This window comes from Achromobacter xylosoxidans (assembly GCF_014490035.1).
In the GTDB taxonomy this organism is placed as follows: domain Bacteria; phylum Pseudomonadota; class Gammaproteobacteria; order Burkholderiales; family Burkholderiaceae_B; genus Achromobacter; species Achromobacter bronchisepticus_A.
In genome coordinates this window covers 2,756,657-2,783,081 of sequence record NZ_CP061008.1, presented here as the reverse complement: position 1 = coordinate 2,783,081, position 26,425 = coordinate 2,756,657, and the positions used below count along the sequence as shown (strand labels likewise).

28 protein-coding genes are annotated in these 26,425 nt (G+C 65.7%); 6 read left to right on the top strand and 22 right to left on the bottom strand.

What is annotated here, in order from left to right; translation table 11 throughout:
- Window positions 1-23 precede the first annotated feature (23 nt).
- On the bottom strand, window positions 24-1,334 hold the full coding sequence (locus IAG39_RS13075) for an MFS transporter (RefSeq protein ID WP_118932676.1): 1,311 nt from the start codon (window positions 1,332-1,334) through the stop codon (window positions 24-26).
- Window positions 1,335-1,590: 256 nt separating this feature from the next.
- On the opposite strand from IAG39_RS13075, the gene prfB reads away from it, so the two are divergent.
- The 4 genes from prfB (at window position 1,591) to IAG39_RS13055 (ending at window position 5,361) form a co-directional block, all read left to right on the top strand.
- Window positions 1,591-2,695, top strand: a protein-coding gene (gene prfB, locus IAG39_RS13070; RefSeq protein WP_118932677.1) for a peptide chain release factor 2 whose coding sequence is annotated in 2 segments (ribosomal slippage) — window positions 1,591-1,671 and window positions 1,673-2,695 — 1,104 coding nt in all. Because the reading frame shifts where the segments join, the coding sequence is not laid out codon by codon here.
- A gap of 40 nt (window positions 2,696-2,735) precedes the next feature.
- Window positions 2,736-3,491 carry an SDR family oxidoreductase gene (locus IAG39_RS13065; protein WP_059373504.1) on the top strand — a complete coding sequence of 252 codons (756 nt, stop codon included), beginning with the start codon at window positions 2,736-2,738 and terminating at the stop codon, window positions 3,489-3,491.
- 10 nt (window positions 3,492-3,501) lie between these two features.
- On the top strand, window positions 3,502-5,025 hold the full coding sequence (gene lysS, locus IAG39_RS13060) for a lysine--tRNA ligase (RefSeq protein ID WP_059373507.1): 1,524 nt from the start codon (window positions 3,502-3,504) through the stop codon (window positions 5,023-5,025).
- Between the two features lie 15 nt (window positions 5,026-5,040).
- Window positions 5,041-5,361, top strand: coding sequence for a preprotein translocase subunit TatB (locus tag IAG39_RS13055; protein WP_059373509.1), 321 nt, complete (start codon window positions 5,041-5,043; stop codon window positions 5,359-5,361).
- A 21-nt stretch (window positions 5,362-5,382) separates the two neighbouring features.
- Here the strand turns inward: IAG39_RS13055 and IAG39_RS13050 are convergent, their stop codons facing one another.
- The 8 genes from IAG39_RS13050 to IAG39_RS13015 are packed head-to-tail and all read right to left on the bottom strand — an operon-like array spanning window position 5,383 to window position 13,848.
- Window positions 5,383-6,018, bottom strand: coding sequence for a TetR/AcrR family transcriptional regulator (locus IAG39_RS13050; protein ID WP_059373511.1), 636 nt, complete (start codon window positions 6,016-6,018; stop codon window positions 5,383-5,385).
- A 6-nt stretch (window positions 6,019-6,024) separates the two neighbouring features.
- Window positions 6,025-7,179, bottom strand: coding sequence for a thiolase family protein (locus tag IAG39_RS13045; protein ID WP_118932678.1), 1,155 nt, complete (start codon window positions 7,177-7,179; stop codon window positions 6,025-6,027).
- Entirely contained in the window at window positions 7,176-9,023 is a 1,848-nt protein-coding gene (locus IAG39_RS13040; RefSeq protein ID WP_223283246.1) for an AMP-dependent synthetase/ligase, read from the bottom strand. Before IAG39_RS13040 ends, IAG39_RS13045 begins: the two co-directional genes overlap by 4 nt.
- 11 nt (window positions 9,024-9,034) lie before the next feature.
- Window positions 9,035-9,829 (bottom strand): ABC transporter ATP-binding protein, encoded by a 795-nt coding sequence (locus IAG39_RS13035; RefSeq protein WP_054456135.1) that lies wholly within the window; start codon window positions 9,827-9,829, stop codon window positions 9,035-9,037.
- Window positions 9,830-9,881: 52 nt separating this feature from the next.
- Window positions 9,882-11,063 carry an ABC transporter substrate-binding protein gene (locus tag IAG39_RS13030; RefSeq protein WP_059373517.1) on the bottom strand — a complete coding sequence of 394 codons (1,182 nt, stop codon included), beginning with the start codon at window positions 11,061-11,063 and terminating at the stop codon, window positions 9,882-9,884.
- 41 nt (window positions 11,064-11,104) lie between these two features.
- Window positions 11,105-12,142, bottom strand: coding sequence for a branched-chain amino acid ABC transporter permease (locus tag IAG39_RS13025; RefSeq protein WP_118932681.1), 1,038 nt, complete (start codon window positions 12,140-12,142; stop codon window positions 11,105-11,107).
- A gap of 3 nt (window positions 12,143-12,145) precedes the next feature.
- Entirely contained in the window at window positions 12,146-13,024 is an 879-nt protein-coding gene (locus tag IAG39_RS13020) for a branched-chain amino acid ABC transporter permease (protein ID WP_054456130.1), read from the bottom strand.
- On the bottom strand, window positions 13,024-13,848 hold the full coding sequence (locus tag IAG39_RS13015; protein ID WP_165867837.1) for an ABC transporter ATP-binding protein: 825 nt from the start codon (window positions 13,846-13,848) through the stop codon (window positions 13,024-13,026). Before IAG39_RS13015 ends, IAG39_RS13020 begins: the two co-directional genes overlap by 1 nt.
- Window positions 13,849-14,079: 231 nt before the next feature.
- Between IAG39_RS13015 and IAG39_RS13010 the strand changes: the two genes are divergently transcribed.
- Window positions 14,080-14,883 (top strand): enoyl-CoA hydratase/isomerase family protein, encoded by an 804-nt coding sequence (locus tag IAG39_RS13010; protein ID WP_118932682.1) that lies wholly within the window; start codon window positions 14,080-14,082, stop codon window positions 14,881-14,883.
- A 26-nt stretch (window positions 14,884-14,909) separates the two neighbouring features.
- On the opposite strand, the gene IAG39_RS13005 is transcribed toward IAG39_RS13010, so the two are convergent.
- From IAG39_RS13005 to IAG39_RS12995, 3 genes are read right to left on the bottom strand one after another with little or no spacing between them, the layout of a single operon-like run.
- Window positions 14,910-15,695 (bottom strand): enoyl-CoA hydratase/isomerase family protein, encoded by a 786-nt coding sequence (locus IAG39_RS13005; RefSeq protein WP_118932683.1) that lies wholly within the window; start codon window positions 15,693-15,695, stop codon window positions 14,910-14,912.
- 14 nt (window positions 15,696-15,709) lie between these two features.
- A complete protein-coding gene (locus tag IAG39_RS13000) occupies window positions 15,710-16,903 on the bottom strand; it encodes a CaiB/BaiF CoA transferase family protein (protein WP_118932712.1) in 1,194 nt (397 codons plus the stop codon).
- Window positions 16,904-16,923: 20 nt separating this feature from the next.
- On the bottom strand, window positions 16,924-17,898 hold the full coding sequence (locus tag IAG39_RS12995; protein WP_118932684.1) for a Bug family tripartite tricarboxylate transporter substrate binding protein: 975 nt from the start codon (window positions 17,896-17,898) through the stop codon (window positions 16,924-16,926).
- Window positions 17,899-18,025: 127 nt separating this feature from the next.
- Here IAG39_RS12995 and IAG39_RS12990 point away from each other — a divergent pair, with 127 nt between their 5' ends.
- A complete protein-coding gene (locus tag IAG39_RS12990; protein WP_059373528.1) occupies window positions 18,026-18,985 on the top strand; it encodes a LysR family transcriptional regulator in 960 nt (319 codons plus the stop codon).
- Here the strand turns inward: IAG39_RS12990 and IAG39_RS12985 are convergent.
- From IAG39_RS12985 to IAG39_RS12940, 10 genes are all read right to left on the bottom strand, one after another.
- Window positions 18,978-19,862, bottom strand: a complete 885-nt coding sequence (locus IAG39_RS12985; RefSeq protein WP_118932685.1) for a methylglyoxal synthase — start codon at window positions 19,860-19,862, stop codon at window positions 18,978-18,980. The two genes, IAG39_RS12990 and IAG39_RS12985, sit on opposite strands and share 8 nt — an antisense overlap.
- 139 nt (window positions 19,863-20,001) lie before the next feature.
- Window positions 20,002-20,196, bottom strand: coding sequence for a Fe-S cluster assembly protein IscX (gene iscX, locus IAG39_RS12980; protein ID WP_059373531.1), 195 nt, complete (start codon window positions 20,194-20,196; stop codon window positions 20,002-20,004).
- Window positions 20,196-20,537, bottom strand: coding sequence for an ISC system 2Fe-2S type ferredoxin (gene fdx / locus IAG39_RS12975; RefSeq protein WP_006395860.1), 342 nt, complete (start codon window positions 20,535-20,537; stop codon window positions 20,196-20,198). Before fdx ends, iscX begins: the two co-directional genes overlap by 1 nt.
- A 9-nt stretch (window positions 20,538-20,546) precedes the next feature.
- A complete protein-coding gene (gene hscA, locus IAG39_RS12970) occupies window positions 20,547-22,409 on the bottom strand; it encodes a Fe-S protein assembly chaperone HscA (RefSeq protein WP_118932686.1) in 1,863 nt (620 codons plus the stop codon).
- A gap of 72 nt (window positions 22,410-22,481) precedes the next feature.
- Window positions 22,482-22,994 carry a Fe-S protein assembly co-chaperone HscB gene (gene hscB / locus IAG39_RS12965; protein WP_059373542.1) on the bottom strand — a complete coding sequence of 171 codons (513 nt, stop codon included), beginning with the start codon at window positions 22,992-22,994 and terminating at the stop codon, window positions 22,482-22,484.
- Between the two features lie 3 nt (window positions 22,995-22,997).
- A complete protein-coding gene (gene iscA / locus IAG39_RS12960; RefSeq protein ID WP_013394595.1) occupies window positions 22,998-23,321 on the bottom strand; it encodes an iron-sulfur cluster assembly protein IscA in 324 nt (107 codons plus the stop codon).
- Between the two features lie 2 nt (window positions 23,322-23,323).
- Window positions 23,324-23,731: a Fe-S cluster assembly scaffold IscU gene (gene iscU / locus IAG39_RS12955; RefSeq protein ID WP_054456111.1), complete on the bottom strand. Its 408-nt coding sequence runs from the start codon at window positions 23,729-23,731 to the stop codon at window positions 23,324-23,326.
- A 33-nt stretch (window positions 23,732-23,764) separates the two neighbouring features.
- On the bottom strand, window positions 23,765-24,976 hold the full coding sequence (locus tag IAG39_RS12950; RefSeq protein WP_054456109.1) for an IscS subfamily cysteine desulfurase: 1,212 nt from the start codon (window positions 24,974-24,976) through the stop codon (window positions 23,765-23,767).
- A gap of 21 nt (window positions 24,977-24,997) precedes the next feature.
- Window positions 24,998-25,540 (bottom strand): Fe-S cluster assembly transcriptional regulator IscR, encoded by a 543-nt coding sequence (iscR, locus tag IAG39_RS12945; protein WP_054456107.1) that lies wholly within the window; start codon window positions 25,538-25,540, stop codon window positions 24,998-25,000.
- Between the two features lie 194 nt (window positions 25,541-25,734).
- Complete coding sequence (locus IAG39_RS12940; protein ID WP_006386176.1) at window positions 25,735-26,226, bottom strand: low molecular weight protein-tyrosine-phosphatase; 492 nt, start codon at window positions 26,224-26,226, stop codon at window positions 25,735-25,737.
- Window positions 26,227-26,425: the final 199 nt, after the last annotated feature.

The following is a 26,425-nucleotide window of genomic DNA, read 5'->3' as shown; positions in this document are numbered from 1 at the left end:
AGGCTGCGCGCGCTCCACCCATCCTACTTGTTCACCAGCTTCGCCGGCTGCGCCAGGACCACCAGCGCCCCCACCACCAGGCAGCCCGACAGCATGTAGAGGCCGGTGTTGGTAGTGCCGGTCATGTCCTTCAACCAGCCCACCAGGTACGGGCTGACGAAGCCCGCCAGGTTACCCACCGAGTTGATGAGCGCGATGCCCGCCGCGGCCGCCGTGCCGCCGAGCAAGGCGGTGGGCAGGCTCCAGAACAGCGGCAGCACCGTGCAGATGCCGATGTTCGCCACCGTCAGCGCCACGATCGCCAGCACGGTGTTGCCGCTCCAGATCGCCGAGAACAGCAGCCCCAGCGCGCCGAACAGCGCGGGCAGCGCCACGTGCCAGCGGCGTTCGCGGAGACGGTCCGAGTTGCGCGAGATCAGGATCATGCCGATCACGGCGAACAGGTTGGGAACCGCCGTCAGCAGACCGATGGCCAGCGGGCTCTGCACCCCCGTGCCCTTGATCAGGGTCGGCATCCAGAAGCCCACGCCGTAAAGCCCCATCACGAACGAGAAGTAGATCAGCGACATGGCCCAGACGCGCGGCTTGGCCAGCGCGGCGCGGATCGGCGGGTCTTCCTTCTGCTGTTCCTCGGCCGCGATGTTGCGGATCAGCACCGCCTTTTCCGTAGCGGTCAGCCATTTGGCCTTGTTGATGCGGTCATCCAGATAGATCAGCACCAGCACCCCGATCAACACCGAAGGTATGCCTTCCAGCAGGAACAGCCATTGCCAGCCCGACAGGCCATGGTCGCCATGGAACGTGCTCATGATCCAGCCGGAGATCGGCCCGCCGATCAGCCCGGACATGGGCACCGCGGTCATGAAGAAGGTCGTGATGCGGCCGCGCCGTGCCGCCGGATACCAGTAGGTCAGGTACAGGATGATGCCGGGGAAAAATCCGGCTTCCGCCGCGCCCAGCAGGAAGCGCAGGATGTAGAACATGTGCACGCTGGTCACGAACATCATGCACGCGGAGATGATCCCCCAGGTGATCATGATGCGCGCGATCCAGATCCGCGCCCCCACCTTGTGCAGGATGATGTTGCTGGGAATCTCGAAAATGAAGTAGCCGATGAAGAAAATACCCGCGCCCAGCCCGTACACGGTTTCGCTGAACTGAAGCTCCTGCAGCATCTGCAGCTTGGCGAAACCCACGTTCACGCGGTCCAGGTAGGCCACGACGTAGCAAACCACCAGCAGCGGCACCAGCCGCCACCCTACCTTGCGGTAGATCCGGTCTTCCTCAGACGCCGGGATCGCCGGCGAAACCCCGGGGGCCATCGCATTGTCCATCTATGTCTCCATTCCTCTGTCGGGATAGGCCGGCTGGGCCGGCGCCTTTGCGGCCCTGCCCTCCCGATCAGGAACGGCTGGACCGCTTATACGCAGCCTAGAACCCCCGGCTTGACAAAAAACTGAACAACTTGGATCCACGCCAGGAAACCGCCCGCTCGCGATCCGTCCCCCTTCCCGCCAACGCGACCGCGCACTTGGCCCAAGCACGGTAAAATGTTTGGTTTCGCACAAAAGTCATCAGGACAGGATCATCATGGAAGCCGAACGTCAGAACCAGCTCGCAGCCCGCCTCGCCGATTACGCGGAGCGCGAACAGGCTCTACGGAGGTATCTTTGACTACGATGCCAAAGCTGAACGCCTGCAAGTCGTAAACGCCGAGCTCGAAGACCCGGCGGTCTGGAACGACCCCAAGCACGCCCAGGACCTGGGCCGTGAAAAGAAAGCCCTCGAAGACGTGGTGGAAACGCTCACGGCGTTGGGTACGGGCCTGTCCGATTCGAACGAACTGTTCGAAATGGCGGCCTCCGACGACGACGACGCCACCCTCGAAGCCATCGAGCAGGACGCCGACGCCTTCCAGGAAAAGCTGGAAGCGCTGGAATTCCGCCGCATGTTCTCCAATCCGGCCGATCCCCTGAACTGCTTCCTGGACATCCAGGCAGGCGCCGGCGGCACGGAAGCGCAGGACTGGGCCTCCATGCTGCTGCGCCAGTACCTGAAGTACGCCGAGCGCAAGGGCTTCAAGGCCGAAGTGCTGGAAGAATCCGAAGGCGACGTCGCGGGCCTGAAGTCCGCCACCATCAAGATCGAAGGCGAGTACGCTTTCGGCTACCTGCGCACCGAAACCGGCGTGCACCGCCTGGTGCGCAAGAGCCCGTTCGACTCCTCGGGCGGCCGCCACACCTCGTTCGCCAGCGTCTTCGTCTACCCGGAAGTCGACGAGTCCTTCGAAGTCGAAGTGAACCCCGCCGACCTGCGCGTGGACACCTACCGCGCTTCGGGCGCGGGCGGCCAGCACATCAACAAGACCGACTCGGCCGTGCGCCTGACCCACATGCCCACCGGCATCGTGGTGCAGTGCCAGAACGACCGCTCGCAGCACCGCAACCGCGCCGAAGCAATGCAGATGCTGAAGTCCAAGCTCTACGAACTGGAAATGCGCAACCGCATGGCCGAGCAGCAGAAGCTGGAAGACTCCAAGACCGACGTGGGCTGGGGCCATCAGATCCGCTCCTACGTGCTGGACCAGAGCCGCATCAAGGACCTGCGCACCAACGTTGAAATTTCCAACACGCAGAAAGTGCTGGACGGCGACCTGGATCCTTTCATCCAGGCCAGCCTGAAGCAAGGCATCTAAGTTTCGCGATACTCCCCTCAACGCATCCAGAGGTTCACGAATGTCCGACACCATCGCAATTCTTACCGGCGCTTCGCGCGGCATCGGCGCCGCCATGGCGCGCGGCCTGGCCAAACCGGGCACGCGCCTGATCACGCTGGCGCGCCGCGAAGATCCCGAACTGGCCGCCTATGCGCGTGCGCAGGACGTCCAGCTGGAACAGCTGTCCGTGGACCTGTCGGACCTGAACGCCGTTGAATCGGTGGCGCAGCGCATCTGCGCGTCGCTGCCGCGCGATGCCAGCCGCTATCTGCTGATCAACAACGCGGGCACGGTGCACCCCATCGCCGGCACCGACGCGCTGGTCGACGGCGCGGCCATCACCGCCGCCTTCAACCTGAACGTCAGCGCCGTCATGCTGCTCACGGCGCGCTTCCTGGCCGCGGTCGAAGACCTCAAGGCCGACCGCCGCGTGCTCAACATCTCCTCCGGCGCGGGCCGCAACCCGAACGCCGGCTGGGGCGTCTACTGCGCCACCAAGGCTGCGCTCGACATGTACTCGCGCGTGGTCAAGGCCGAGCAAGGCGCCGACGGCGCGCGCATCGTCGCGCTGGCCCCCGGCATCGTCGACACCGACATGCAAGTCGCCATCCGTTCCAGCGATCCGGAAAGCTTCCCGGCGCTGGCCAAGTTCCAGGAGTTCCACGCGACCGGCAAGCTGTCCTCGCCCGCCAACGTGGCCTCCCGCATCCTCGCCTACCTGGATCGCGAAGATTTCGGCACTACCGAGATCGACGACATCCGCAATTACGACTGATTCCCCGACCATGACCGACCACTCGACCACTCCGGCGCCCGCCCAGGATGAAAACCGCTTGATCGCCGAACGGCGCGCCAAGCTGGCCAAACTGCGCGAAACCGGGGTCGCGTACCCCAACGACTTCGTACCCGACGCCCGCGCCGCCGCCTTGCACGACCAGTACGACGGCCAGGAGCAGGAAGCCCTTGCCGCCAACCCTGTCACCGTCAAGGTTGCCGGCCGCATGATGCTCAAGCGCGTCATGGGCAAGGCCAGCTTCGCCACGCTGCAGGACAGCACCGGCCGCATCCAGATCTACCTGGACCGCGGCACCCTGGGCGAAGACAGCTACGCCGCGTTCAAGCAATGGGACATCGGCGACATCATCGCGATCGAAGGGTCGGTCTTCAAGACCAACAAGGGCGAACTGTCGGTGCACGCCGCCAGCGCGCGCCTGCTGTCGAAGTCGCTGCGCCCGCTGCCCGACAAGTTCCACGGCGTGGCCGACCAGGAACTGCGCTACCGCCAGCGCTACGTCGACCTCATCATGACGGACGCCACGCGCCGCACCTTCGAGGCGCGCAGCAAGGCCGTGGGCAGCATCCGCCAGTTCATGCTGAACGCGGGCTTCCTCGAAGTGGAAACCCCCATGCTGCACCCGATCCCGGGCGGCGCGGCGGCCAAGCCTTTCGTCACGCACCACAACGCGCTGGACATGGAAATGTTCCTGCGCATCGCGCCCGAGCTCTACCTCAAGCGCCTGATCGTCGGCGGCTTCGAACGCGTCTTCGAAGTCAACCGCAACTTCCGCAACGAGGGCGTGAGCCCGCGCCACAATCCTGAATTCACCATGATGGAGTTCTATGCGGCCTTTGCGGACTACCGCTGGCTCATGGACTTCACCGAAGAGCTGATCCGCCAGGCCGCCATCTCGGCCACCGGCAGCGCCGTGCTGACCTACCAGGAACGCGAGCTGGACCTGGGCAAGCCCTTCGACCGCCTGACCATCTGCGAAGCCATCCTCAAGTACGCGCCGGGCTACACCCAGGCGCAACTGGACGATCCGGCCTTCGTGCGCGCGGAACTCAAGAAGCTGGGCGCCGATGCCGACGGCCCGGTGCTGTCGCGCGCCGGCCTGGGCGCGCTGCAACTGGCGCTGTTCGAAGAGACCGCCGAAGCCAAGCTCTGGAACCCCACCTACATCATCGACTACCCGGTGGAAGTCTCGCCGCTGGCGCGCGCCTCCGATACCCGCGAGGGCATCACCGAGCGCTTCGAGCTCTTCATGACGGGCCGCGAGATCGCCAACGGCTTCTCCGAGCTGAACGATCCCGAAGACCAGGCCGAACGCTTCCGCTCGCAAGTCGAAGCCAAGGACGCCGGCGACGAGGAAGCCATGTATTACGACGCGGACTACATCCGCGCCCTGGAATACGGCATGCCTCCGACGGGCGGCTGCGGCATCGGCATCGACCGCCTGGTCATGCTGCTGACCGACAGCCCCAGCATCCGCGACGTCATCCTCTTCCCGCACCTGCGCCGTGAAGACTAAAGAGGCGCTGGCATCATGATCTTCAAGATCCTGATGCTGCTGCTGGTCGTGGCGGGGCTGATCTACTGGATCAAACAGCCCCGCGGCGGCCAGCCCTATTCCTCCTATCCGGCGGCGCGGCCGCGCCGGCCGGTGTTCATCGCGCTGTGCATCGCCGCGGCGCTCTCGGTGGCAGCTTCGCTCATGACCTTCCTGCTGTGGGCGGGCGGCGTGGCCGGCGGCGTCACCGGCGGCGGCTATCATGGCCAGGTGGATTTCCTGCTGCCCGTGGCGGGCAGCCTGCTGGCACTGGCCGTCATCTGCGCCGTGGGCGCGTTCCTCAAGCGCCGGGGCTGAACTCCCGGCCCTGCAGCCCGACTATACGGGCCACTTGCCGGCTCCCGCCGGCAGCGACGGCAGCGAAGCCTGCAGCATCGCATCGATGAATTCGGCGGGCCGCAAGCGGCCGTCCGGCTTGTACCACTGCACTGTCAGGTTCATCGCGCCCAGCACGCAGCGCTTGATGACGCGCGCGTCGCCTTGCAGCAGCCCCGTCGCGACCGCTGCCGCCACCGCGTCCTGCCACATTTCTTCGTAGCGGTCGCTCAACGATTTCACGGCCGCGCGGCTGGGCGCGGACAGGCTGCGCCATTCGTAGACCAGCGCGTTCATCGCATCGCCGCCCGCGCCGTGCAGCATGCTCCACATATGTACACGGAACAGCGCCGCCAGCCGGTCCGCCGGCGCCTGGTAGCGCGCCAACGCCCGTTCGCCGTCGTCTATCACTTCCTGAATGCCGTTGTTCATCACCGCCACCAGGATCTCCTCCTTGCTGCGGAAATGATGAAACAGGCTGCCGGATTGCAGGCCCACCGCCCGCGCCAGCTCGCGCACGGTGGTGCGTTCATAGCCGTGCTTGCAGAATAGCTGCCCGGCCGTCAGGATCACCTCGCGCCGGCGTTCGGACTCCGAACCCTCGTCCCGCCCTTGCGCGGCCTCCCGCAGTTTCTCCATATCCGGTCACAGCCTCTGGATGATCGTCGCCATGGCCATGCCGTGGCCGATGCACATCAGCTGCAAGCCCAGCTCGCCTTCGGTGGCTTCCAGCCCGGCCAGCATCTTGGCCATCAGGCCGGCTCCCGTCGCGCCCAGAGGATGCCCATGCGCGATCGCCCCGCCCCAGGGATTGACGCGCGACAGATTGGCGCCCAGTTCACGCTGCCAGGCCAGTACCACGCTGGCGAAGGCTTCGTTGATCTCGATCCAGTCCATGTCTTCCAGGCTCAGGCCGGCGCGCGCCAGCGCCAGCCGCGCCGCCGGGATCACGCCCGTCAGCTGCAGCACCGGGTCCGATCCCACCGCCACGCGGGCCAGGAAACGCGCGCGGGGCCGCAAGCCGTCGGACAGCGCGGTGTCGCGATCCGCAAGCAGCACCGCTGACGCGCCGTCCGCGAGCTGGCTGGCGTTGGCGGCGGTGACGCCACCCTGTCCCGGCGGCCGCAGCGCCGGCGCCATGGCGGCCATGCGGTCGGGGTCGGTTTTCTCGCGTATGCCTTCGTCACGCCCGGCATCGGCCCGCGGCCCCGGCAGCAGCTCGGCATGGCGGCCCGCCTGCGCGGCGCTCCAGGCGCGCGCATGGCTTTCCCTTGCCCATTCATCCATCTCGGCCTGGGACAGTTGCCAGCGCTCCGCGATCCGTTCCGCGCTCTCGATCTGGTGGATCAAGGGATAACGTTCCAGCAGGGCCGGGTTCAAGCCTTCGAAGCCGCGGAACTCGCCCTGGCCCAGCGTCACGTCCAGGAACATCGGCACCCGGCTCATGCTTTCCACGCCGCCCGCGACCACGTAGCGCATGTCGCCCGCGGCGATGGCTTGCGCGCCGAAATGCACCGCCTGCTGGCTGGATCCGCACATGCGGTTCAGCGCCACGCCCGGCACGCTCTCGGGCAAGCCCGCCAGCATGGCGGCCAGCCTGCCGATATTGGCGCCCTGCTCGCCCGCCTGGCTGACGCAGCCCGCGATCAGGTCCTCGACCTGGGCTCCCGGCAGTCCGGCCCGCGCCAACAGGCCCCTCACGGTTTCTGCCAGCAGCGTGTCCGGCCGCGTGTCCGCCCACCATCCGCCGCGCCGCCCGAAGGGGGTGCGCACGGCTTCCACGATCACGGCTTCATTCATGCCGTCGTCTCCTCAACATAGAGCGCTTCGATCTCGTCCGCATAGCTGCGGTAGATGCTGGCGCGCCTGACTTTCATGGTGGCGGTCACTTCGCCGTCATCATGGTCCAGTTCCTTGGTCAGCAGATGGAAGCGCTTGATCTGCGCCACCGGCGCCAGGCCGGCGTTGGCGCGCGCGACTTCCTGCTGCACCAGCTCGCGCACCTGCGCGCATTCGGCCAGCGAGCGGAAATGCGTGAAGGCGATGCGGCGCGACTCGGCCCACTTGCCCACCGTGTCGAACTCCAGCTGGATCAGCGCCGACACGTACTTCCTGCCGTCCGCGATCACGATGCATTCCTTGACGTAGGGGCTGCCCTTGACCGCGTTCTCGATCTCGGAAGGCGTCAGGTTCTTGCCGCCCGCCGTGATCATGATGTCCTTCAGGCGGTCCACGATGCGCACGCGCCCTGCGTCTTCGGCCACCACGTCGCCGGTGTACAGCCAGCCGTCGCGTACGGTGCTGGCGGTGGCTTCCGGGTTCTTGTAATAGCCCTGGAACACCATATCGCCGCGCACCAGCAACTCGCCGGCATCGCCCATGCGCCACTCCACGCCCAGGATCGGTTCGCCCACGGTGCCCACCTTCACGCGGTCAGGATGCTGGCCGAAGATCATGCCGGCGGACTCCGTCAGCCCATAGACCTCGATCAGCGGCACGCCCAGCGTGCGGAAGTAGCGCACCACGTCCTGCGAGATCGGCGCCGCGCCCGTCATGGCCACGCGCACCCGCCGCAGCCCGATGAAATTCTGCAAGGCGCGCAGCACCAGCCAGTACCACAGCCAACGGGTCCAGCGCTCACGCAGGCTGTACTGCGCGGGGGACTTTTCCAGGAACGGCGTGCAGGCGGCCAACGCGCGTCCATAAAGCCATTGCTGCAGGCGCCCGGCTTCCTGCATCTTGATCGAAATGGCGGCGTGCAGTTTTTCCCAGATGCGCGGCACGCCCAGGAAGATCGTCGGCGCCACTTCGCGCAGGTCTTCCTGCACCGTGCGTATCGATTCGCCGAAATTCACCTGCGCGCCCAGGTAGATGGGCACGAAGGTGGACAGCATCTGTTCGGCCACGTGGCACAGCGGCAGGTAGGACAGGTGCACGCTGTTGCCGTCCATGGCCAGCCGATCGGCGATGCCCGGCGCCACGCCGCGCATATTGCCGTAGCTCAGCATCGCGCCCTTGGGCTTGCCGGTGGAACCGGACGTGTAGATCATGAGGCCGGTGTCGTCCAGCCGCTGGCCGTCCAGCGCCGTGTTCAACGCAGCGAGTTCGGCCGCCTCGCGCCGCGCCCCCTCGGCCTCGATCTCGGCGTAGGTCACGATGCGCTCGCGCTCGGCGGGCGCATAGGAGCGCAGGCCCTTGGTCTCCATCATGACGATGCGGCGCAACAGCGGCAGCCGGTCCGCCACCTGCAGCACCTTGTCGGTCTGCTCCTGGTCCTCGCACACCACCAGTTCCACGTCCGCGTGCTCCAGCACGTAGCCCATTTCCTCGGCCGGGCTGGTGGAGTACACGCCCACCGCCACCGCGCCGACCGCGCCCGCGCCCATCTGCGTCAGCAGCCATTCCACGCGGTTTTCGGAGACGATGGCGACCCGCCCGCCCGCGCTCAGTCCCAGGGCGCGCAGGCCCAGTCCCACGCGGCAGGCCCGGCTCCAGTATTCCGCCCAGGTCATGGGCTTCCAGATGCCGAAGTCCTTTTGCCGGATGGCGATGGCCGCAGGCTGGCGCCGGGCCTGTTCACGCAGCATCTGCGGCAGCGTCAGGGCCGGCCACGCCTGCGCCGAAGCTCCAGGAATATCCATCATGTGCTTGTCCATCATGACAGCCAGCGCTTGCGGCGCTTGTAGTGCTTGATGTCGCGAAAGCCGCGGGCCTCGCCCGTACCGCCCACGCCCAGGTAGAACTCGCGCACGTCCGGGTCCGCCGCCAGTTTCTCGGCGCTGCCGTCGATCACCACCTTGCCGGTCTCCATGATGTAGCCATAATGCGCCACCGCCAACGCCACCGAGGCATTCTGCTCCACCAGCAGCATCGACACCCCCTGTTCATGGTTGATGCGGGCGATGATGGAGAAGATGTTCTCCACCAGCATCGGCGACAGTCCCAGCGAGGGCTCGTCCAGCAGCATCAGCCTGGGCTGCGCGATCAACGCGCGGCCGATGGCCAGCATCTGCTGTTCGCCGCCCGACAGGTAGCCTGCCAGGCCGCGGCGCCGCTCGAACAGGCGCGGAAAGTAGCCATAGACCAGATCGAAGTCGACCTTCGCCCCCGGCCTGCCCGTCAGGGCATAGGTCGCGGCCACCAGGTTTTCCTCCACCGTCAGGTCCTCGAATACGCGGCGTCCCTCCATCACGTGCGCCAGCCCCGCGCGCACCAGGTTCTGCGGCCTGGCGCCCGCGGTGTCGCCGCCGTTGAAGACGATCTGCCCGCGCACCAGTGCGCCGTCCTCCAGATCCAGCAGGCCGGACACGGCCTTCAGCGTGGTGGACTTGCCGGCGCCATTGCTGCCCAGGAGGGCCACGATGCTGCCGGCGGGCACCGACAGCGACAAGCCGCGCAGCACCTGCACCGCCTTGTTGTAGACGACTTCGATATTGTTGATATCGAGCACCGCCGCTGCGGGCGGCGCGGCATGCGCGCCATGTCCAGGGTTCACGGCCGCCTCACTTCAGCACGATCCAGTCGGATGCCGGCACCATCTGCTTCTGCTTCACGTCAGCGCGATAGATCCGCCCCACCGGGATCGAATTGCCCTTGATGGAAATCGGCACGCCGATCAGGCCGCCCGTATCGAAGTCCTTGATGCCGTCCAGCGCCGCCTTCATGTTGGCGCTGGTCAGCTCCTTGCCGGCGTCCAGCGTGCGCTTGGCGACTTCGGTGAACAGCATGGCGGCCAGGAAGCCCTGCATGTAGCCGGTGCTCTGGTATTGCGGACGCATCTCGCGGATCTTCTTCAGCATCGGCGCGTCGGCCGCCGTATCGTAGTAGTAGCGGTACGGCATCACGCCCATGAAGCCCTCGGCGTCCTCGCCCATCTGCATCACGGTGGAGTTGTCCATGGTCCAGAACGTGCCCATGTAGCGCGTCTTCAGACCCATGCGCTTGCCCTGCCCCACGAATTCGGGAATCGGCGCCAGCACGTAGCCGTGGAAGATGGTGTAGTCCGGATCGGCGCGGCGCAGCTTGATGACCTCGGTCGACACGTCCACGCTGCCCGGCGGCGTCATGATCTCGGTCGCGACCTTCAGGCCCAGCTTTTCCGCCACCGCGCGCGAGCTGGCGATGGGATCGCGGCCGAACTCCGTGTCCGAATACACGAAAGCCACCTTGGCGCCGGGCTGTTCCTTGGCGATGTAGCGCAGCAGGATGCCGAACATCTCCGTATAGTCGGGTCCCAGCATGAACTGGGCGGGATACTTGGCCGGATCGTTCAGTTCCGTGGCGAAGGACGCGCCGGTCATCAGGATGTCGCCCGTGCGGTTAAGCTCGGCGTTGATGGTCTTGGAGAAGCCCGTGGAGTCGCCGTAGTAGAAGTTCACCTTGTTCTGGCTGGTGATCTTCTTGAAGGCCGCCACCGAGGCATCCACCTTGTAGGCGGTGTCTTCCGGCACGTAGCGCAGCTTGCGGCCCTTCACGCCACCCTGATCATTGACGATCTTCACGTAGTCGGTGATGCCGGCATGGATGCCCTGCCCGGCGAACGCGAACACCCCGCTCAGCGGGATGGACCCGCCCAGCACCAGGTCCTCGGCCGCCTGCGCGGCTGGCGCCGCCGCCAGGGCCGCCGCCAGGCCCAGGGGGGCCAACAACCTCGATAAACCGCTGCCGATCCGGATGCGCTTCATGGTTAGTCTCCTGAGGGTCTTATGGATGGCCGCCGCCATGGCTAGGTACGGAAAGGCCAGAGGTGGAAGTAGCGGCGCACGCGCCGCCAGATTTCCGCGAGCCCGTGCGGCTCGAAGATCAGAAAGCCCACGATCAGCAGGCCGAAAACAATGGTGCGCACCGGCGAAATCAGGCGCAGCGCGTCGCCGCCCACCGGCAGCCAACCCACGATCAGCTTGAGCAGTTCCGGCACCATGGTCATGAAGATGGCGCCCAGGATGGAACCCAGGATCGTGCCCATGCCGCCCACGATGATGGCCGCCAGGAAGAAGATCGACATGATCAGCGGGAAGCTCTCGGGCGTGACCACCCGGAAGAAATAGGCCCACATGCCGCCCGCCACGCCCGCATAGAACGACGACAGACCGAACGACAGCAGCTTGTAGCGCAGCAGGCGTATGCCCAGCACCTCGGCCGAAATGTCGCGGTCGCGAATGGCGATGAAAGCGCGGCCGATGCGCGTGCGGAACAGGTTGGCCGCGCCCAGCACCATCAGCGCCGTCACCGGCACGATCAGCCAGTAGATCTTGAACGAGGTGTCCAGGTCCACGCCCAGCACCCGCGCCGGTGGCACCTGCAGCCCGGTCGTTCCGCCCGTGAACTGCCAGTTGGCGAAGATGAAGTGCGCGATGAACGACGCGGCAATGGTGGCAATGGCCAGGTACAGCCCCTTCACCCGCAAGGACGGAATGCCGACCAGCAGGCCGCCCAGCATCGCCACCAGCCCGCCGGCCACCAGATTGAGCAGCACCGGCGTACCCAGCCGCTGCTCCAGCACCGCGACCGTGTACGCTCCCAGTCCCATGAAGGCGGCCTGCCCCAGGCTGACCAGGCCGGTATAGCCCGTCAGGATGTTCAGCCCCGTGGCGCTGGCGACGTTGATGGCCACCAGGCAGGCCAGATAGAGCCAATAGGCGTCGGCCACGAAGGGAAACATGGCCAGGGACGCGGCCAGCAAGGCCAGCCACGCCTTCTGCGTGCGGGTGTCGAACAGCGCTTCGTCCGCAAGATAAGTCTGCTTGGCAGTCGCGATGCGCATCGGTCAGAGCCTCTCGATTTCACGGGTGCCGAACAGGCCGTAGGGCCTGACCATCAACACCACCACCAGCACGATGAAAGTGGCCAGCAACTTGTATTCGCCGCCCATGTAGGCGCCCGCCCAGGCCTCCAGCAGGCCGATGAATACGCCGCCCACCAACGCGCCCGCCACGCTGTCCAGGCCGCCCACGATCACCACCACCAGCACCGACAGGCCGAACACGCCCATCGACGAGGAAATGCCGCCGATGGCGCCCACGATCACGCCCGACACCGCAGCCAGCGCGCCCGCCGCCACCCAGGCCAGCGAAAACACGCGCGGCACGTTGATGCCCATGGCGTAAGCCGCGCCCTGGTCCGAAGCCGTGGCGCGCAGCGCCACCCCGCCGCGCCAGTAGCGGAACACCACCAGCACCAGCAGCGCCAGCACCACCGCCACCCAGAAGCCGTAGAACACCTTGGGCGCGACGAAGGCCTCCCCTATCATCACCGGCGAACGCGGCATGAACTCCGGCAGGCGGCGCTGGTCCGCCGTCCAGATCAGCTCCACCACGCCCACCAGGATCGACGCCAGCCCCACCGTGATCATGAATACCGAGATCGGCGCTTCGCCCAACATCGGACGGATGGTCAGCCGCTCGACCAGCGCCCCCAGCGCGCCCGACACCACCACCGCGCCCACGATGGCCAGCCAGATCGGCCATTCCATGCCGGTGGCGAAGGCATAGAACACGTAGGCGCCCAGCATCAGGAATTCGCCGATGGCGATGTTCACTACCCGGGTCGCCTTGTAGACGATGACAAAGGCCAACGCCGCCAGCGCATAAAGCCCGCCGCTGCCCAGCCCGGCCAGCGTGACTTCCAGGAAGAACAGCATGTCCATCAGGCCGCCTCCCGCAGGCGACGGCGCAGGTCGCCCACGTCGCCCGCGCCCAGATAAGCCTGGATGACCTGGGGATCGGCCTGCACCTGCGCCGGCGTGCCATCGGCAATCACCTGCCCGAAGTTCAGCACCACCACGTGGTCCGACAGGTCCATCACCATGCCCATGTCATGCTCCACCATCAGCACCGTTACGCCCCATTCGGAGCGCGCGTCCAGGATGAAGCGCGCCATGTCGTCGGTCTCTTCGCGGTTCATGCCCGCCACCGGCTCGTCCAGCATCAGCACCTTGGGATTCATGGCCAGCGCTCGCGCCAGCTCCACCCGCTTTTGCAGGCCATAGGACAGCGCGGCCACCGGCGCATGGCGGATGTGGTCGATCTCCAGGAAGTCAATGATGCGCTCTTCGATGTCGGCGCGCAGCGCCATCTCTTCGCGGCGCGCCCGCCCGAAATACAGCAAGGCGTCCAGCACGTTGGTGCGCAGGTGGGCGTGGCGGCCCAGCTTGATGTTGTCCAGCACCGTCATGCCGCGGAACAGCGCAATGTTCTGGAAGCTGCGCGCCAGGCCCAGCTTGGCGCGTTCGGGCGCGGCCACGCGCGTGATGTCGCGTCCCTGGAACCGGATGTGTCCTGACGCCGGGCGGTAGAAGCCGGAAATGGTGTTGAACAGCGAGGTCTTGCCCGCGCCGTTGGGGCCGATGACCGTGGTGATGGAGCCGGGCTCCACGCGAAAGCCCACCCCGGTAAGCGCCTTGACCCCGCCGAACGCCAGCGTGACCCCATCCACCTCCAGCAAGGGAGGGCTGTCGGACTGATCCACCATTTGTCTCCTCGCCTTTACATGCGAAGTTTTTTATCGACGTCGGTCTGGCGAACCCGCGAGGCAGGAGATGCAACGAACCTGTCTTTACCTACGCCAGTACAGCGCCGGAAAATCGTTCTATGCGTTACGCTAAGCGTGCTTAAAAGAAAACCAAGCAAGCGCTCGGTTCAGACCATAGCATCGCGGTTTTTGGATCGACAGTTGGTACTTACCCGATAACGGAGACTCGCCATGACCCAAGAACACCCCGCCTTCCAGACCCTGTTCCTGGAAACCGACGGCGCGATCGCGACCGTGACGCTGAACCGCCCCGACGCGCTGAACGCCATCGACGTGGCGATGGCGCAGGACCTGCAACGCGCCGCGCAATGGCTGGAAGCGCGCGACGACATCCGCGCCGTGTTGCTGCGCGCCACCGGCAAGACCTTTTGCGCCGGCGGCGACATCAGCATGTTCACGGGCGAGCCCGCCCTGGTGCGCGCCACCCTGCTGGACCTGTTCACGCCATTGAACGATTTCATTGCGCGCATTGCCCGCATGCACAAGATCTGGATTGCGCAGGTCCACGGCATCGCCGCGGGTGCGGGCCTGTCGCTGGTATTGGCTTGCGACCTGGCCATCGCCGACGCCGACGCCCGCTTCATGACGGCCTACCTGAAGCTTGGAGCGACGCCCGACGCCGGCATGACCCATGGCCTCACGCGGGTGCTGGGCGCCCGCCGCGCGCTGGACCTGCTGCTGCGGCACGACGCCTTCTCCGCCGGCGACGCGTTGGCCTGGGGCATCGTCACGCGCACCGCCCCTGCCGGAGAACTCGCGCAAGCCGCGCAAGGCTACGCGCTTGAGGTCGCCCGCCACGCGCCGCACGGCATCGCGGGGGCCAAGGATCTGCTGCGCTCGGCCGAACACGCCGCGCTGGAAACCCAGCTGGCCGAAGAGACCGCGCGCTTCCTGGACAGCGCCTCGCGCGCGGACTTCGCCGAAGGCGTGCGCGCGTTCCGCGAGAAGCGTGCGCCGCAGTTCAAGGGCGAATAGGTTCCAGGGTGCGCCTCGCGGCGGCGCTAGCCGCCTTGCCGCAGCCCGCTCCAGTCGGGCGCGCGCTTTTGCACGAAGGCGCTCAGTCCTTCGCGCGCCTCGGGCGTGGCGGCTGCATTGCAGAACACCTCGACCGCCGTCGCCACCCGGCGCCGGTACTCGTTGTCGTTGCTGTAAACGAAGGCGCGCCGCCCCATCGCCAGGACTTGCGGCGGCTTGCCCGCCAATGACCGCGCCAGCGAGCGGGCCTGCTCCAGCAGCTCCGCTTCGGGCGCGACGCGCGCCACCAATCCCAATCCCTGGGCCTCTTGCGCACTGAAGGTGCGCCCGGTGAACAGCAGGTCGAACGCGCGGTGCTTGCCAACGATGCCCGGCAAGTGCACGTAATGGATCGCCGGCAATACACCCACATCGATTTCGGGATAACCGAACGTGGCGGTCTCCGCCGCCACCACCATGTCGCTGGATATGGCCACCGTCATCCCGCCGCCCCGGACCGCACCCGACACCACCGAAATCGACGGCTTGGTCAGGTTGAACTGCGTGTCGTAGAGCTTGATGTACAGCTTGGACAACAGCGCGTGGATCCGCGCCGGCGTGCTGTCCAGCAGCTTCTTCATATCCAGCCCGGCGCAAAAGCGCCCCGGCAGATCGCTGGCCAGCAGCACGGCGCGCACGCCGGAGTCGGCATTGGCCCGTTCCAGCGCGGCGATCAGAGCGTCCAGCATGTCTTCGTCCAGCGCATTGACGGGCGCATGGCATAGATGGATTTCCGCAATCTGATCGCGGACTTCATAGCGCAGGAATGTCATCGTCGCTCTCGTTTTCAGGAGTGGGCTTGCACGCTGCCCGACGCCAGCAATGCTTGGACGTCGGCTGGGGCGTAGCCCAGTTCGGCCAGGATCTCGCGCGTGTGTTCGCCCAGCACGGGCGCGGGCAGCGCGGCCTGGCGGGGCTGGCGTCCGAAGCGTATCGGCAAGCCGATGTTGCGGACTTCCCCCAGGACCTTGTGCTCACTTTTCACGACGAGTTCGCGCGCAGCGACCTGCGGATGCGCCAAGGCCTGGTCCAGCGTATGAATCGCAGAACAGGCAATGCCCGCTGGCTTGAGCGCTTCCAGCCATTGCGCCACGCTGCGCGTCTCCATGCGCGACTGGACCAGCGCGACCGTCTCGGCAAAATTGCGTACCCGGTCGGCGTTGGTGGCGAACTGCGGCGCATCGACCTGGTCTTGCAGCCCCGCAACGGCGCAGAAGCGCTGCCATTGCGCATCGTTGCCCACGCCCAGCATGATGTCGCCATCAGCCGCGTGGAACGCCTGATACGGACACATGGCGGGATGGCCCGTACCCATGCGGCGCGGAATCTGGCCAGTGCGCCAGTAGTTCTGCGCCATGTACGACATCAGGCCGAGCGACGTATCCAGCAAGGAAACGTCCAGGTACTGCCCCTTGCCGCTCTGGCTGCGCTCCAGCAACGCGGCCAGGATTCCGCTCAGCGCAAAGGAACCCGTGCCCAGGTCCACCGGCGAGAAGCTGGCGCGCGCAAAATTCCCACCCGGTTCGCCCATGGTGCTGATCATGCCGCTGAAGGCCTGCAGCATGACGTCGTAGCCCGGCTCCTCGCCCATCGGACCCTCGCGGCCATAGCCCGAGATTTCGCAGTACACCAATCGCGGGTTGAGGCCGCTGAGCGTCTCGTAATCCACGCCCAGGCGCGCGGCGGTCTTGCCGCCGAAACCTTGCAGCACCACGTCCGCCTGTTCCGCCAGGCGATGCACCACGGCGCGCCCTTCCGCGGTTTTCAGGTCCACGGCCAGACTGCGCTTGTTGTGGTTCACCGCCAGGAAGGTCGCCGACTGGCCCGCCTCCTGCGGCAGCCAGGCACGCGTATCGTCGCCCGAACCCACCGGTTCGACCTTGATCACCCGCGCGCCCAGCTCGCCCAGATACTGGCCGCATAGCGGCCCGGCCAGCACCTTGCTCAAATCCAGGACGGTAATGTTCTTCAGCGGCGTCATGCGCGCATCCATCGACATGATTACTGCTCGCTCTTCAGGCCGATGGTTTGCGCGGCCTGGGTCCACTGCGCGGTTTCACGCTTGAAGAACGCGTCCAACTCGGCGGGAGCGACCTGGAAGGCTTCCGCGCCTCGGTCCTGCATCGCCTTGCGGTAGTCATCGCTCGCGACGACACGCGCTACCGCCTCGCGCAGCTTCTGCACCACTTCCGGCGGCGTGCCCGCGGGCGTTTGCAGGGAGAACCAGAATTTGAGGTCCAGGCTGGGATAGCCCGCTTCCTTCAGCGTGGGCACGTCCGGCAACAGGGGCGACCGGTCGGCGGAGGTAATGGCCAGGGCCTTCAACCTGCCGGCCTGCACCTGGCCAAGACTGGTCGACATGCTGTCGAACAGGAAATCGACCTGCCCGCCGATCACGTCGGTCACGGCGTTCGCGCTGCCTTTGTAGGCGACGCCCACGGCTTGAAAGCCGGCCAGCTTCTGCAGCGACGCACCATAGACGTGCGGCGAACTGCCCGGCCCGAAGGTCGCATAGCTAAGCCCGTTCTTCATGCCGCGCCCGCGCTGGACCAGATCGGCCAAGGTCTGGACCGGCGTGCGTTCGGGATTGACCACCAGCAGATTGGGCATGGCGCCCGTCGTGCCGACGGGCACGTAGTCCTGCAATGGATGCATCTTCGCGCTCGGGTACATCAGCGGGTTGATGGCCTGCATGGCCACCGTGTTGTGCATCAGCGTGTAGCCATCCGCCGGGCCATTCAGCACGCTTTGGTAGCCGACGTTGCCGCTGGCGCCCGGCTTGTTCTGGACGATGACCTGCTGCCCCAGCTCGCGCGCCAGAGGCTCCGCCACCAGACGCGCGATGAAGTCGGTCGGACCGCCGGCCGAGAAAGGCACGACCAGCGTAATGGGCTTTGAAGGCCAGGTATCGGCCAACGCCGGCCCGGACAGCGCCGCAGCAGCCATGCCAGCGGCGAGGATTTTCTGGAACGCCATGATGTCTCCGTTATGTTCTTGGTGGGATGGCGCCCATTATGCGAAGCGTCTTGATATATTAGAAATACCGTTTAAATATGCAGGCCATAATAAACTTATTATGCCCCTGCCCGCCTGAGGTCTGCGCATGTCCATGTCCATCCGCGCGATGCAGTGCTTTGTCGCCGTGGTTTCCACCGGGTCGATCAGCCGCGCCGCGGCCGCGCTGCATGTGGCGCAACCCGCGTTGAGCCTGCTGATACGCAATCTGGAAGAAGATCTGGGCGTGGTGCTGTTGCATCGCAGCGCACGCGGCGTCACGCCGACAGCGGCGGGATCACGCATGCTGGCGCACGCGCGCGAGATCCTGGGGCGCATCGACACGGCGCGTGCCGACGTGCGCGAAGACCTGAACGCTCCCCGGGGCACGGTATCGCTGGCTATGTCCATGTCCATGGCCAAACTGGTGACTGTGCCGTTGCTGCGGTTCTCGTTGGAGCACTGGCCCGGCGTCTACCTGAAGATCATCGAATCCAGTACGGGATACATCCCGGGCTTCGTCAGTTCCGGCCATGCCGACCTGGGACTGACTTTCAGCGACGACGCCTCGGTCGATCTGCGCTTCCAGCACCTGATGGACGAAGAGCTGGTCGTGGTTTCGCCGCCCTCGGCCAAGCCGCGAAAAAAGCCGTCCCCAGCCGCGCTGCATGCGCTGCCGGTCATGGATCTGCACGCGCTCGCCGAACTGCCGCTGGTATTGCCCGGCAGTCAACACAGCCTGCGCCGGTTGCTGGACCAGTATCAGCAGCAGGAACGCGCCGAGTTCCGCGTCATTGCCGAGGCCAACGCCATCCCGCAGCTGATCGAACTGGCGCAGGCGGGCATCGCGCACACCATCCTGTCCTACGCGGCGGTGCACCAGGAAGCCGCGCGCGGCGAGGTCATCCTGCACCGCATCGTCAAGCCGCGCCTGACGCGGCCGGTGTTCCTGTGTCGGTCGGACGTCCTGCCCTTGTCCATGGCCGCGTCCGCCGTGGCCGACCGGGTCGGCCGCATCATCACGGACTCCCGGCCCGGCGCCGCGCCCACCCGGGCAAAGCTCAGATAACGCGCTTTTCCACCGCCTGCGCCCAGCGCCGCGCCACCGTCGGCGAGGTGGCGCAGGTGGCGGACTCGGTCACTACGCGCACCGCGCGTTCCAGTAGCTGGATGTCGGCCTCGTGCTGGCGCGCCACATGCGGATCCTCGAAAAAGATCACGCGCTGGCATTGGTGTTCCAGCACCAGCTCCGCAATCTGGGCATCGCCGCCCAGCGGCCCGCTGAGATAACGGTGCACCCAGGGCGTATCCTTGGGCCAGCCGCGCGACCAGGCCAGCTCGTTCAAGCGGCCGCCGGTGGTACCCGTGGCCACGCGCCGCGCAAATCGCGACAGCACGTCGAAATGCTCGCTGGCGAACGCGACCATTTCGTCCTTGAGCGCATCGTGGGCGATCAGCGCCACCGTCTGGCCGGTGAAGTTGAAATGGCGCGAAGCCGAGACGTCCGGCGGCAAGCCGGCATGGACGCGTTCGACTTCCATCCATTCGATGGCGCCCGCAAGCGTCGAGATGAACGGACGGCCGTGCGTGATGCATTGGCGCTTGAGCGCCAGCGCTTCCGGAAAAATCGATGACGGGTCGACGGGATCGATCAGGTAGATCGCGCCGTCGAACGGCGCCTGCCCGTCACGCCCTTCCGTCACCCGGGCCACCAGCTTCATCAGGCCGCCTTCGCGGCCGTAGGGATAGCGGATCAACCCGCCGTAGCCCTGCAGCATGCCCTCGCGCACGATCGCGTCATGGGTGCGGCCGACGGTGTGCAACTGCACGCCCAGCTCGCGTATCGTGCCGGAACACGCGCGCAGCCAGGTAAACAGCGCGGCATCGGGAGTTTCGTGGTGCAGCCGGTTGGCGGCCAGGCCAAAGCGCAATTGGGCAGCGGGCATCGGTAGACTCAGGCAGGTAAGGACAACGGGAAGACCCTTGATGATACCGTGGCGGGCATGCCCGCGGCGGGATCGGTCCGGATCCGCCAGCGCTCAAAAACAAAAACGCTCCCCGCAGGGAGCGCTTCTGGTTTGGCGATCAGTCCGCCTCGTCGATCCAGGCCATCTGGATGGCCTCCAGGATCTTCTCGCCGCTATGTGCGGGGTCGTCGTTGAAGCCCGGCAAGGCCAGGACCCACTCGCGCAGCTGCACGAAGCGCAGCGTCTTGGGATCCACGTCGGGATGCGCGTCGAGCAGCGCCTCGGCGATCTGGTAGGTATCGGTCCACTTCATCAATGGCCCTCTTTGGCGTGGTTGATGGTGTACTTGGGGATCTCGACCGTCAGGTCGGCGTCCGTCACCAGCGCCTGGCAGGACAGGCGCGAGGTCGGGGTCAGGCCCCAGGCCTTGTCCAGCAGATCCTCTTCGTCATCGGTGGCGTCTTCCAGCGAAGCATAGCCCTGCTTGACCACCACGTGACAGGTCGTGCAGGCGCACGACAGTTCACACGCGTGTTCGATGTCGATATGGTTGTCCAGCAGCACGCGGCAGATCGACACGCCCTTGGGCGCGTCTTCGATCACGGCGCCTTCCGGGCAGTAGTCGGGATGAGGCAATACGGTCAGTTTCGGCATAGCGTGTTATCAGGCAATCTCATCAAGTTTGCGGCCCGCCAGCGCGGCGCGGATGCTGCGGTCCATCCGGCGCGCAGCGAAATCGTCGGTCGCGGCCGACAGGGCCTGGACCGCGTCCTTCACCGTGTCCACGTCCTGCGCGTCCTGAGCGGCGATGGCAGCCTGCAGGCATGCGTCCACACGCTTGCGTTCTTCGGCATCCAGCAGGTCGCCATCGACGGCCAGCGCGGCCTGCACCGACTCGACCAGTTGGCGCGCGTCCACCTGTTGCTCGCGCAGCATGCGGGCGCGGGCGTCGGTGTCGGCTTGCGCCACGCTGTCGGCCAACATCTGCGCGATTTCGTCGTCGGTCAGGCCATAGGACGGCTTGACCGACACCATGGCCTCGACGCCCTTGCTCTGCTCGCGCGCGGTCACGCTCAGCAGGCCGTCGGCGTCCACCTGGAAGGTCACGCGGATGCGGGCTGCGCCCGCCACCATGGGCGGAATGCCGCGCAGCTCGAAGCGGGCCAGCGAGCGCGAATCGGAGACCAGGTCGCGTTCGCCCTGCACCACATGGATGCTCATGGCCGTCTGGCCATCCTTGAAGGTCGTGAATTCCTGGGCGCGCGCCACCGGAATCGTGCTGTTGCGCGGGATGATGCGCTCCACCAGGCCGCCCATGGTTTCCAGCCCCAAGGACAGCGGGATCACGTCCAGCAGCAGCCAGTCTTCGCCGGGAGCGCGGTTGCCCGCCAGCAGATTGGCCTGTAAGGCGGCGCCCAGCGCCACCACTTGATCGGGATCCAGGTCCGTCAGCGGTTGCGTGCCGAACAGCTTGCCCACGGCAGCGCGCACGACCGGCATGCGCGTGGCGCCGCCGACCATCACCACGCCGCGCACGTCGGCCGGCGTCAGCGATGCGTCGCGCAAGGCGCGGCGCGCGCAGTCCAGCGTGCGCACGATCAGGGGCTGGGCCAGTTCTTCGAATGCGGCCCGCGTCAGGCTCGTGTCCACGGTTCTGCCGTCGGACAATTTCAGCTTCAGGCCGGCCGCATCGGCGTCCGACAAGGCCTCGCGCGCGGCGCGCGCCGCCATCAGCAAGCGGCGGCGGTCCGCCGGCGAAAACTCGCCCGCGGCAAGCCCGGCCACCACATGATCGACGATCAAGGCATCGAAGTCGTCACCGCCCAGCGCGGTATCGCCGCCGGTGGCAATGACCTCGAACACGCCCTGGGTCAGGCGCAGGATGGAAATATCGAACGTGCCGCCGCCCAGGTCGTACACGGCGTACACGCCTTCAGCCGCGTTATCCAGGCCGTAGGCAATGGCCGCTGCGGTCGGTTCATTCAGCAGGCGCAGCACGTTCAGGCCGGCCAGACGGGCGGCGTCGCGCGTCGCCTGGCGCTGGGCGTCATCGAAATAGGCGGGCACCGTGATGACCGCGCCGACCAGGTCATCGCCCAGCACGTCTTCGGCGCGTTGGCGCAGAACGGCCAGGATCTGCGCCGACACTTCAACCGGGCTCAGGTCGCCCTGGACGGTGCGGATGCGCACCATGCCGGGCGCGTCCACGAATTCGTACGGCGCACGGCTGGCGCGCGCCTCTTCCAGCGAACGGCCCATGAAACGCTTGACCGACACAACGGTATTCAGCGGATCCTCGGCCTGCTGCGCGAGCGGTTCGCGCCCCGTGGTGACCTTGCCGCCGGCGAAATAGCGCACGGCGGAAGGCAGCAAGGCGTGGCCTTGCTCGTCCCTCAGCACTTCGGCGACGCTGCTGCGCACGGCCGCAACCAGGGAATTGGTGGTGCCCAGGTCGATCCCGACCGCCAGCTTGCGCTGGTGAGGCGCGGGCGATTCGCCAGGCTCTGATATCTGCAATAAGGCCATGATTCTGTTTTTATGGTCAGTAGGCGGCGCTGTGCCGGCGCCCGTGTCGCGGACGCCCCGGCGCGGCCTGGGCTATGCGGCGGGCTGGGCGTGCGCCAGTTCTTCCGCCAACTTCTCCACGAACATCCACTCCCGCACCTTGAGCCCCGCCGCCGCGTAGTCGCGGTCCTGGTCGATCAGACGGGCCAGCGTGGCGCGCATGGCGGCGCGCGCCTGCTGCAATTCCGCCTGCAAGGCCGCCAGGGCGTCGGCGTCGTCGCGTGCGTCGTCCAGCATCTCGCGCCAGGTCATCTGCTGCATCAGGAACTCGGGGTCCATGGCCGTGTTGCTCTCGGTCTGCAGGTCCACGCCGGCCTGCTCGCACAGGTAGCGCGCCCGCAGCAAGGGATCGCGCAACAGGCGGTAAGCCTCGTTGGCGCGAGCCGCCCACTGCATGGCCACGCGGCGTTCCGCGGGGCTGGCAGTGGCGTAGCGGTCGGGATGCACCTGCGCCGCGACGGTACGCCACGCAGTCTCAAGCGCCTGGGCGTCCAGATCGAAACGCGCCGGCAAGCCGAACAGGCCGAAGTGATCGTCACCAGCCAAGACTTACACCGTGAACGACTCGCCGCAGCCGCAGGTCGCCTTTTCGTTGGGGTTGCGGAACTTGAAGCCTTCGTTCAGGCCTTCACGGGCGTAATCGAGTTCGGTGCCGTCCAGGTAGGACAGGCTTTTCGGGTCGATGAAGACCTTCACGCCGAAGCTTTCGAACACCACGTCTTCCGGCGCCACGTCGTCCACGTACTCGAGCTTGTAGGCCATGCCGGAGCAGCCCGTGGTCCTAACGCCGAGCCGCAAGCCGATACCCTTTCCGCGCTTCTGCAAGTAGCGGCCGATATGGGTGGCAGCCTGTTGGGTCAGGGTAACGGACATGTTCAGCCCGCCACAGCAGCTTCAGCCGGGGCCGAATGCTTTTCTTTGTAGTTCTGCACCGCGGCCTTGATCGCGTCTTCGGCCAGGATGGAACAGTGCACCTTCACGGGCGGCAGGGCCAGTTCTTCGGCGATCTGCGTGTTGCGGATGTTCATGGCTTCGTCGAGCGTCTTGCCCTTGACCCATTCGGTCACGAGCGAGCTGGAAGCGATGGCCGAACCGCAGCCGTAGGTCTTGAAGCGCGCGTCTTCGATCACGCCGGCTTCGTTCACCTTGATCTGCAGCTTCATCACGTCGCCACAGGCGGGCGCGCCGACCATGCCGGTGCCGACCGACTCGTCCGACTTGTCGAACGAACCGACGTTGCGCGGGTTTTCGTAGTGATCCAGGACTTTGGTGCTGTAAGACATGTTAATTCTCCACGAATTTCTAGGCGCGGGCGCTTAGTGCGCAGCCCACTGCACGGTGTTCAAGTCGATGCCTTCCTTGGCCATTTCCCACAGCGGCGACATGTCGCGCAGCTTGCCGACGCGGCTCTTGAGCAACTCGATGGCGTAGTCCACTTCCTTTTCGGTCGTGAAACGGCCCAGCGTGAAGCGGATCGAGCTGTGCGCCAGTTCGTCGTTGCGGCCCAGGGCGCGCAACACGTAGGACGGTTCCAGGCTGGCCGAGGTGCAGGCCGAGCCGCTGGAGACGGCCAGTTCCTTGATCGCCATGATCAGGGACTCGCCTTCGACGTAGTTGAAGCTGACATTCAGGTTGTGCGGGACGCGTTGGTCCATGTCGCCGTTGAGGTAGACCTCTTCGATCTGCGACAGGCCAGCCCACAGGCGGTCGCGCAGCATGCGGATGCGCTCGTTCTCGGTGCCCATTTCCTCGCGGGCCAGGCGGAAAGCTTCGCCCATGCCGACGATCTGGTGCGTGGCCAGCGTGCCCGAGCGGAAACCGCGCTCGTGGCCGCCGCCGTGCATCTGCGCTTCGATGCGGATACGCGGCTTGCGGCGCACGTACAGGGCGCCGATGCCCTTGGGGCCGTAGGTCTTGTGAGCCGAGAACGACATCAGGTCGACCTTGAGCTTTTGCAGGTCGATTTCCACCTTGCCGGTCGCCTGGGCGGCGTCCACGTGGAAAATGATGCCCTTTTCGCGGCAGATCTCGCCCAGCGTTGCGACGTCCTGGATCACGCCGATTTCGTTGTTCACCATCATCACGGATACCAGCACGGTATCGGGGCGCAGCGCGGCCTTGAAGGTGTCCAGATCGATCAGGCCGTTGTCCTTGACGTCCAGATAGGTCACTTCGAAGCCCTGGCGCTCGAGTTCGCGACAGGTGTCCAGCACGGCCTTGTGCTCGGTCTTGACGGTGACGATGTGCTTGCCGCGTTCCTGGTAGAAGTTGGCGGCGCCTTTGATCGCCAGGTTGTTGGATTCGGTGGCGCCGGAGGTCCAGACGATTTCGCGCGGATCGGCGTTCACCAGCTTGGCGACTTCTTCACGGGCGCGCTCGACGGCTTCTTCGGATTCCCAGCCAAACGCATGGCTGCGGGATGCCGGGTTGCCGAAATTGTCGTACAGCCAGGGCACCATCTTGTCCACGACGCGGGGGTCGACGGGCGTCGTGGCGGAATAATCCAGATAGATCGGGCGGGTGGTCATTTCTACAACTCCTGATACTGCTTATACGGTGGCATTGGCGGCGACGGTCGCGGCCGGGGCGTTGGCGGCGTTGTTGGCGCCCCCCACCCGGTTCACGCGCACCGCGCAAGCCTGCGCTTGATTGTTGGCTTCCTGCAGTTGGCGCACGCGCTGCTGATCGACGAGATCCTGCAGGGACACCGAATCCAGGTAATCCACCATCTTGCGATTCAACGTAGCCCAGAGTTCGTGCGTCATGCACTTGCCCGGCTTGCCGTCGTTGCCGCTCGTACAGTCCCGCTTGCCGCCGCAGCTGGTGGCGTCCAGGGGTTCATCGACGGCGAAAATGATGTCGGCAACGGTAACGTTGCGGGCGAGGCGCGCGAGCGAGTAGCCGCCCCCAGGGCCGCGCACGCTGTCCACGAGTTCGTGGCGACGCAGTTTCCCGAACAGCTGTTCCAGGTAGGACAGCGAGATGTTCTGACGCTGGCTGATGGCCGCAAGAGTGACCGGACCGCTATGCTGCCGCATAGCCAGATCGATCATGGCAGTCACGGCGAAACGCCCCTTGGTAGTTAGCCGCATGGTAGGTTCCCAGTGATTCGGCAATGGCCGCAGGCGAATCCAGCGGTCAATACCCGAGTAATTGCCTCAAGTATAGCCTATTCCCGACTAATTTGGTATGGCTCCCGGCTAGAAAAAACCGCGCATTCGCGCGGTTTTTCACTGCCAAGCACCTCCGAGAACCGCCCGGCGGGCAGCCCTGCGGAACAAGCGGATCACGCCGCCTGGTACTGGGTCGCGCGCTTGCGCACCAGCTCAAGTACACCCTGACAGGCGTCTTCCAGGTAGTCCAGGACCTTGCCGAAACCATCGGCGCCGCCATAGTACGGATCGGGCACGGTGGCCTCTTCGAACTCATTGGCAAAGCGCATCAGCAGCATCAGCTTGTGCTGGTAGGCCTTGGGGCACTGCTGCTGCATGGCGGACAGATTGTCCCAATCCATGGCGAGGATCAAGTCGAAATCGCGGAAATCTTCCGCGGTGACCTGACGCGCTTCGCAGTGCGTGATCTCGTAGCCGCGCTTGCGCGCTGCGGCCTGCGCCCGGGCATCAGGCGCCTCGCCGATGTGAAACGCGTGCGTGCCCGCGGAGTCGATGCGAACCACATCGCCCAAACCCGCGTCGTTCACCAAATGGCGAAACACGCCCTCTGCGCTCGGCGAGCGACAGATATTGCCCATGCAAACGAAAAGTACCTTGGTCATCATGGGAGTAAGTGTGCGGGAAAACCCGAGATAAGGCAAGCTTTTTTTGCGTCTGCGGGATTCTGGCCCGGCAAATACAGTATCAATATTTTTTCAATAAAATCAATAACTTATGAAGAAATTCTGATCTCTCTCATGAACACTGAATGCAGATATCCGGGCGAATCGTGGCAGCCTGATTGCAACGCAACAGGTTTTGGCA